Source organism: Streptomyces montanisoli, from assembly GCF_017813245.1.
GTDB classification, from domain to species: domain Bacteria; phylum Actinomycetota; class Actinomycetes; order Streptomycetales; family Streptomycetaceae; genus Streptomyces; species Streptomyces montanisoli.
The window spans coordinates 1-6,259 of record NZ_JAGIQL010000258.1; the positions used below are offsets into that span (position 1 = coordinate 1).

The 6,259-nt window shown below is 72.5% G+C and carries 8 protein-coding genes and 1 tRNA gene; 6 read left to right on the forward strand and 3 right to left on the reverse strand.

Annotation, left to right across the window (positions count from 1 at the left end; all coding sequences use genetic code 11):
- Positions 1 to 458 precede the first annotated feature (458 nt).
- Positions 459 to 809: a metallopeptidase family protein gene (locus JFN87_RS31505; protein WP_209345675.1), complete on the reverse strand. Its 351-nt coding sequence runs from the start codon at positions 807 to 809 to the stop codon at positions 459 to 461.
- Between the two features lie 195 nt (positions 810 to 1,004).
- Between JFN87_RS31505 and JFN87_RS31510 the strand changes: the two genes are divergently transcribed.
- From JFN87_RS31510 to JFN87_RS31520, 3 genes are all read left to right on the forward strand, one after another.
- Positions 1,005 to 1,077: transfer RNA gene (locus tag JFN87_RS31510), tRNA-Glu, on the forward strand.
- Positions 1,078 to 1,199: 122 nt separating this feature from the next.
- Positions 1,200 to 1,490, forward strand: coding sequence for a type II toxin-antitoxin system Phd/YefM family antitoxin (locus tag JFN87_RS31515; RefSeq protein ID WP_372449329.1), 291 nt, complete (start codon positions 1,200 to 1,202; stop codon positions 1,488 to 1,490).
- The gene (locus JFN87_RS31520; protein ID WP_209345679.1) at positions 1,487 to 1,753 is read left to right on the forward strand and encodes a Txe/YoeB family addiction module toxin; all 267 of its coding nucleotides are present in this window, start codon (positions 1,487 to 1,489) and stop codon (positions 1,751 to 1,753) included. Before JFN87_RS31515 ends, JFN87_RS31520 begins: the two co-directional genes overlap by 4 nt.
- 258 nt (positions 1,754 to 2,011) lie before the next feature.
- Here JFN87_RS31520 and JFN87_RS31525 read toward each other — a convergent pair whose 3' ends face one another.
- On the reverse strand, positions 2,012 to 2,674 hold the full coding sequence (locus JFN87_RS31525) for a Uma2 family endonuclease (protein WP_209345681.1): 663 nt from the start codon (positions 2,672 to 2,674) through the stop codon (positions 2,012 to 2,014).
- 18 nt (positions 2,675 to 2,692) lie between these two features.
- Between JFN87_RS31525 and JFN87_RS33960 the strand changes: the two genes are divergently transcribed.
- From JFN87_RS33960 to JFN87_RS31540, 3 genes are all read left to right on the forward strand, one after another.
- A complete protein-coding gene (locus JFN87_RS33960; RefSeq protein ID WP_245182720.1) occupies positions 2,693 to 2,854 on the forward strand; it encodes a hypothetical protein in 162 nt (53 codons plus the stop codon).
- A 213-nt stretch (positions 2,855 to 3,067) separates the two neighbouring features.
- Positions 3,068 to 3,781, forward strand: coding sequence for an alpha/beta hydrolase (locus tag JFN87_RS31535; protein WP_209345683.1), 714 nt, complete (start codon positions 3,068 to 3,070; stop codon positions 3,779 to 3,781).
- A gap of 22 nt (positions 3,782 to 3,803) precedes the next feature.
- Complete coding sequence (locus JFN87_RS31540; protein ID WP_209345685.1) at positions 3,804 to 4,688, forward strand: endo alpha-1,4 polygalactosaminidase; 885 nt, start codon at positions 3,804 to 3,806, stop codon at positions 4,686 to 4,688.
- 26 nt (positions 4,689 to 4,714) lie between these two features.
- Here the strand turns inward: JFN87_RS31540 and JFN87_RS31545 are convergent, their stop codons facing one another.
- Complete coding sequence (locus tag JFN87_RS31545) at positions 4,715 to 6,259, reverse strand: SDR family oxidoreductase (protein ID WP_209345687.1); 1,545 nt, start codon at positions 6,257 to 6,259, stop codon at positions 4,715 to 4,717.

Consider the following 6,259-nt stretch of genomic DNA (forward strand, 5'->3'; position numbering starts at 1 on the left):
AAAGCAGAAGAGGACATGACGGATAAATCGATAATAGGGATATAGACGAAAGCTTCACGAATCTGGGGGCGCCAAGCGCCTTGGGGGAGAGCCGGGGCGCGGGGGCGTCCGCGGCGCCGCCGACGCTCATGCAGCCCGCGGACGCCGCCACGGCCAGCGACGTGGCGACCCACACGGCGACGCGCCGCACGACGGGCCCGGACGCGCGGCGAGGTGCACCACGGGGAGCAGGGGCGGAAGGGGACGACTGGCGCACGAGGGCACCTCCGGGACGAGAGCGGGGCGGGTCGCCCCTCGCGGGCGCGGTCTGACCGCGAGGGGCGGCGGGCGGTACGTCGCCGTGTCCAACGGGCATGGCCCCGTCAGGACACGCCCCGACGTAGCGCGCGTACGCCCACCGCCGCCCCCGCCGCCGTACGCCACCCGCTCACGCGCCCGGGCCGATCACCCGTAGTCGGTCACCCGTACCCGAGTGCGTGCAGGCGCGCGTCGTCGATGCCGAAATGGTGTGCGATTTCGTGGACCACGGTGATCTCGGTCTCCGCGACCACGTCCTCGCGGGTCGCGCACAAGCGCAGCGTCGGGCCCCGGTAGACGGTGATGCGGTCGGGCAGCACCCCGGCGTACCACTCGCCGCGCTCGGTCAGCGGCGTCCCCTCGTACAGGCCGAGCAACTCGCGGTCGGACGAGGGCGGTTCGTCCTCCACGAATACCGCGACGTTGTCCATCAGGCGCATCAGCTCGGGCGGTACGCGGTCGAGCGCCTCGGCCACCAGCTCCTCGAACTCCTCGCGCGTCATCTCCAGCACCCGACCATTGTCGCCGCGGCACGAGCACGGCGCGAGGGCCGCGGGAGCCGGCCCGACGGGCGGCGCCGCGAGCCGCCTGACGGGCGGCGGCAACCCGGCGCCGACCGGCCGAAACCGTTTTGGCGATAGCTCCGGGCATCACCTATGCTGCTCCCGTCCCCCGTCGCGTCAGATGGCGCCGGGCACGGCCCGTAAGCCCTCATCGTCTAGTGGCCCAGGACGCCGCCCTTTCAAGGCGGTAGCACGGGTTCGAATCCCGTTGGGGGCACCGAGGAACGCTTCTTTATCCGCAGAATCACCGCCGCCGCACCCGCCACGGGTCCGGCGGTTTTCGCGTTTCACCCGGAAGCAGTGGCAGCGGACTGCGGCACGATAGTTCTGTACGTTATCCTGTACGCCATGAAGACGATGAGCGTCACCGAACTGCGCGCGAGCATCGCCGAAGCCCTCGATGGGGTGGAGGACGACGCCGAGGAGCTCGTCATCACCCGCGCCGGCCACGAGCCGATGGTCGTCGTCTCCCTTGCCGAGTACGAGGCGCTGAAGGAGACCGACTACCTGCTGCGGTCGCCCGCGATGGCCGAGCGTCTGCGCAGGTCGATCGAGCAGGACCAGATGGGCCACGGCACGGTCCGCGAATTGGTCGACCCCGACGACGAGGCCGGACAGGGCGCCGCGTGAAGGTCCTCTTCCTCGACGACGGCTGGAACGACTATCTGTGGTGGCAGGCGAACGACCGTAAGCTCCTGAAACGGATCAACCAGCTCATCGCCGACATCGACCGAAGCGGCCATGAGGGGATCGGCAAGCCCGAGCCCCTGCGGAACAACCTCTCCGGCTACTGGTCACGACGCATCAACTCCGAGCACCGACTGGTGTACCGCATCGACGAGGACGACACCGTCCACGTCGTGGCCTGCCGCTTCCACTACGACCGACGATGAGAACGCGCCCGACCGCAGGCGCCGGGCCCGGTCCAGAGGCTGACAAACGAGGCCCCGACCGCCACATGAAACCAGGCGTCGCCCCCGTGGGCCCGGATTCGCGGCTGCACAGGTCAGCCACTCCGTGCTGACACGTCAGCACCGGCCCCGGATCGAGGAGGACGAAGCGGGACGCAGGCATGCGTCATTCATCCGAATTCCGCGCGTTTCCGCAGGTCAGGCAGGTAACGATGTCGGGCTCGAATCCCGTTGGGGGCACTAGAACGCCAGGTCTTCCCAAGCGATGCCCAAAGCAAAGGGCTCGGGGAACTCGATACCGGTGCCGTCCGGCTCCCACTCACCGACGGGTACGTATACCGAGGGGCGCAGCGGTTTGACGGCGAGCCCGGTCGAATCGATGGTAACCAGCTCGTAGGCCCGCACCGAGGTGATGTCCCAGGTCCTGCCGGAGTCGAGCTCGACCTCCCAGTACCAGGGAATGGCAGCCTCCGCGTACCGGTCCATCTTCCACTGCCTGCGCTTGGGGGTGTCCGAGCCGGAGAGCACCTCGCCCACAAGGAGGGTGTCGGTGGCGAAGGTGTCGGCGCCACGGGGCAGGCAGCGGCGGACCAGGAAGTCGGGTGTGAGGAAGCTGGACCTGTCGGGCGCGAAGAAGACGTTGGTCTCCACCCCGACCTGCCAGCAGCGCCGCTCCTCGCCGCTGGTCTCCTCCCGCATGGCGCGGCGGGCGTCGGCCTCGATCGCGTTGCGCACCCGCACGGCGAACTGCTGGTGCTCCAGTGGACCGCGCCTGTTCCACACGACCCTGCCATGCCAAAGCTCGATCCCCTCGGCGATGTCGTCCGGAAGCTGCTGGAGCTCCTCCCAGCTCAGGATCTCGGGCAGGTTGCATCCGGAAGTTTCGGCTGCGTTCGCTGACATGCCGTCTCCACTGTTCGTGTGCCTCTGGTCCTGGAGCCAACGTACCGGTTCCCCGGTCCGCATCTTGCGGAGCACAAGACGCACGAGGACGGGCTCGCCGCGATCAGCCACCTCGTCATCTCGCCCACGGTGCCGGCCGAGCCGGAATACTTGATCTCCGTCCGTGCCGGGTCGGAATGACGGACGCCATGAACGTCGCCCTGGCAGCTGCGTACGGCACCGAAACGTTGTTCACCACCGACCGCCACTTTCCGCATGGTCCGGCCGCCATGCGTTCCGACTGCTACCCGACGACCTCTGACGGGACCGGGTGAATTCTCCGCTTCGCGGCCCATCCCGCGCGACCTCGCCGACGAATCACTCGCGTACGCGACCCGACGGCGAGGAGCCCGCATGAGCCAAGCACCACACGGAACGACGACCGGCCACGGCGGGCACCGTGCGCTCGCCGTCGTGCGGGCGCCCGCGCGCGCCGCCGCGGCCGTGCTCGTGCTGCACGGCGGCCGCAGCGACGACCGCTCCCCCGCCAGGCCCTGGCAGCTGGCGGCCCTGCGCATGCGGCCCTTCCTGGGCGCGCTCGCGCGCGAGCTTCCCGCGGACGAGGTGCTGCTCGGCCGCGTCCGCTACCGGTACCGCGGCTGGAACGCGCCTGCCGCGGACCCGCTGACGGACACGCTCGCCGCGCTGGACGAGGTCGTGCGGCGGGCCGGTGACGTCCCGATCGTGCTCGTGGGGCACTCCATGGGCGGCAGGGCGGCGCTCCGTGCGGCGGGGCACCCGGCGGTGACGGGGGTCGTGGCGCTCGCGCCGTGGTGGCCCGAGGGCGAGCCCGTGCGGCAGCTGGACGGCAGGCGGGTGGTGCTCCTGCACGGCGACCGTGACCGCGTCACATCGTCCGCCGCCTCGCTTGCACTCGGCGGGCGGGCGCGGGAGGCGGGCGCGCGGACGGCGGCCCTCCTCCTGAACGACGAGGGCCACGCCATGCTCGGGCGCGCTCGCGTGTGGCACGACACGGCGGCGCGTTCGGCCGCGGGGCTCCTCGCGTACGGGCCGCTGCCCGAGCCGGTGGAGGCGGCCTTCGCGGCACCCAGCGCGCTGCCGCTCTGACCTGCGGCGGAGACTGGTGCCCATGCACACACGGGTCCGCCGTCTCGCCGCGCCGCTCGCGCTCCTGACCGCCCTCTGCCTGGCCGCCGCCGGCTGCTCCACGCAGCGTGCGGCCGAACCCGGAGACGTGGACGCGCCCGCCGCGCGATCCGCGCGTCCCGCGCACCCCGTGCCCTCCGCGCACCCCATGCGCCTCCCGGCCGCCGACGCCCCGTTCGACTACCAGCTCGGCGGCGCCTACCAGCCGCCCGCCGGCGTGCGCGCCGTGTCGCGCGACCGGTCCGCGCGCCCGGCGCCCGGCCTCTACAACGTCTGCTACGTCAACGCCTTCCAGGCGCAGCCGGGGGACGCCGTCGACTGGTGGCGCGCCCACCACCCCGGCCTGCTCCTGCGCGACCGCCGCGGCGCCCTCGTCATCGACGAGGACTGGCACGAGCCGCTGCTCGACATCTCCACGGCGGGCAAGCGCGGCGAGCTGATGGACGTCGTCGGCGGCTGGCTCGACGGTTGCGCGAAGGCCGGGTTCGACGCGGTGGAGCCCGACAACCTCGACTCGTACCAGCGCTCGGACGGGCTGCTCGACGAGGCGGACGCCGTCGCCTTCGCGAAGCTGCTGGTGCGGCGCGGCCACCACGACGGCCTCGCCGTGGCCCAGAAGAACACCGGCGAACTGCTGGGCAGGCACAAGCAGATCGGCTTCGACTTCGCCGTGGTCGAGGAGTGCGCGCACTACGGCGAGTGCCCGGACTTCGCGGCCGCCTACGACCGGCGGATCTTCGACATCGAGTACGACGGCAAGGACTTCTCCGCCGCGTGCCGCCGCTTCGGCCGGACCCTGTCCGTCACGCTGCGGGACAGGGACGTGCTGCCCGCGGGCGCCCCGGGCCACCGCGACGAGCGCTGCTGACCACCGGCGGGCCACGGCCTGCCCGCTCAGGCCGGCGGCAGCCCAGGCCCCGGGCGACGTGCGCCCCGCGGGGGCGGTGCGGGCGCGGTCAGGGACGGGACGACGCCCTCCTCGGCCTCCGCGGCCGCCGCGATGTTGCGGATCATCGCGCCGAAGATCAGCGCGTGGAACGGGTAGACGCTCCACCAGTAGGCCTGCCCGAGGAGGCCGAGGGGCCGGAACAGCGCGAGCTGGCGGTAGACGGTGCGGCCGTCCGCGTCGGTGTCGGCGCGCATCTCGAGCCAGGCGAGCCCCGGCATCCGCATCTCCGCACGCAACCGCAGCAGCCTGCCACGTTCGATCTCCTCGACCCGCCAGAAGTCCAGCGAGTCGCCGACCCGCAGCCGCTCGGTGTCCCGGCGCCCGCGCCGCAGCCCCACGCCGCCCGCGAACCGGTCGAGCCAGCCGCGTGCCGCCCAGGCCATGGGCATCGAGTACCAGCCGTGCACCCCGCCGATGCCCTCGATCACCCGCCACAGCGCGGCACGTGACGCCATCACCGTGCCCTCGCGCGCGTCCGTGTAGAGGCTGCCGCCCGCCCAGTCCGGGTCGGTGGGGAGCGGGTCGCTCGGCGCGCCGGGCAGGGACGCGGACGACCAGCGCGTCGAGACCCGGCCCTGCCGCACGCGCCGCAGCGCCAGCCCCACCGCGCGGTCGAGCCCGTACGGGTGGCCCGGCGGGTCGGGCACGTACCGGACGATGTCGTGCTCGGCGCACACCACCTCGTGGCGCAGCGACTCCGTCAGCGGCCTGGCGAGACCGGCCGGGACCGGCGTGACGAGGCCGACCCAGAGACTGGAGAGCCGCGGCGTCAGCACGGGCAGGGCGACGATCAGCCGCCTCGGCAGGCGGGCGATGCGCGCGTAGCGCCGCATCATCTCGCGGTACGTGACGACGTCGGGCCCGCCGATGTCGAACGTCCTGCTGACGTCCGCGGGCAGCGCCGCCGCGCCGACCAGGTAGCGCAGCACGTCCCGCACGGCCACCGGCTGGATGCGGGTGGAGATCCAGCTCGGCGTGACCATCACCGGCAGCCGCTCGGTCAGGTAGCGCAGCATCTCGAAGGACGCGGAGCCCGAGCCGATGATCACGGCGGCGCGCAGCACGGCGGCCGGCACGCCCGACGCCAGCAGGATGTGGCCGATCTCGGCGCGCGAGCGCAGGTGCGGGGACAGCTCGCGCTCCGGCACGCCGGCCGGTGTGAGGCCGCCGAGGTAGACGAGGCGCCGGACGCCCGCGCCGCGCGCCGAGCGGCCGAAGATGCGGGCGGCGTCGCGGTCGGTGGCCTCGAAGCCCTTGCCGGAGCCGAGGGCGTGCACGAGGTAGTAGGCGATGTCGACACCCTCCATGGCCGCGGCGACGCCCACCTCGTGGGTGACATCGCCCTTGACCACCTCGACGTCCCCGGCCCACGGGTGGTCGCGCAGTTTCTCCGGCGTCCTCACGAGGCACCGCACCTCGTACCCGGCCGCCAGCAGCTCGGGCACCAGGCGCCCGCCGATGTAGCCCGTCGCGCCGGTCACAGATTCGAT

Bases quoted from the DNA above. Each gene is read 5' to 3' on its own strand.
- JFN87_RS31540 (WP_209345685.1), top strand. From the start codon at position 3,804: ATGCACACACGGGTCCGCCGTCTCGCCGCGCCGCTCGCGCTCCTGACC.
- JFN87_RS31535 (WP_209345683.1), top strand. From the start codon at position 3,068: ATGAGCCAAGCACCACACGGAACGACGACCGGCCACGGCGGGCACCGT.
- JFN87_RS31525 (WP_209345681.1), bottom strand. From the start codon at position 2,674: ATGTCAGCGAACGCAGCCGAAACTTCCGGATGCAACCTGCCCGAGATC.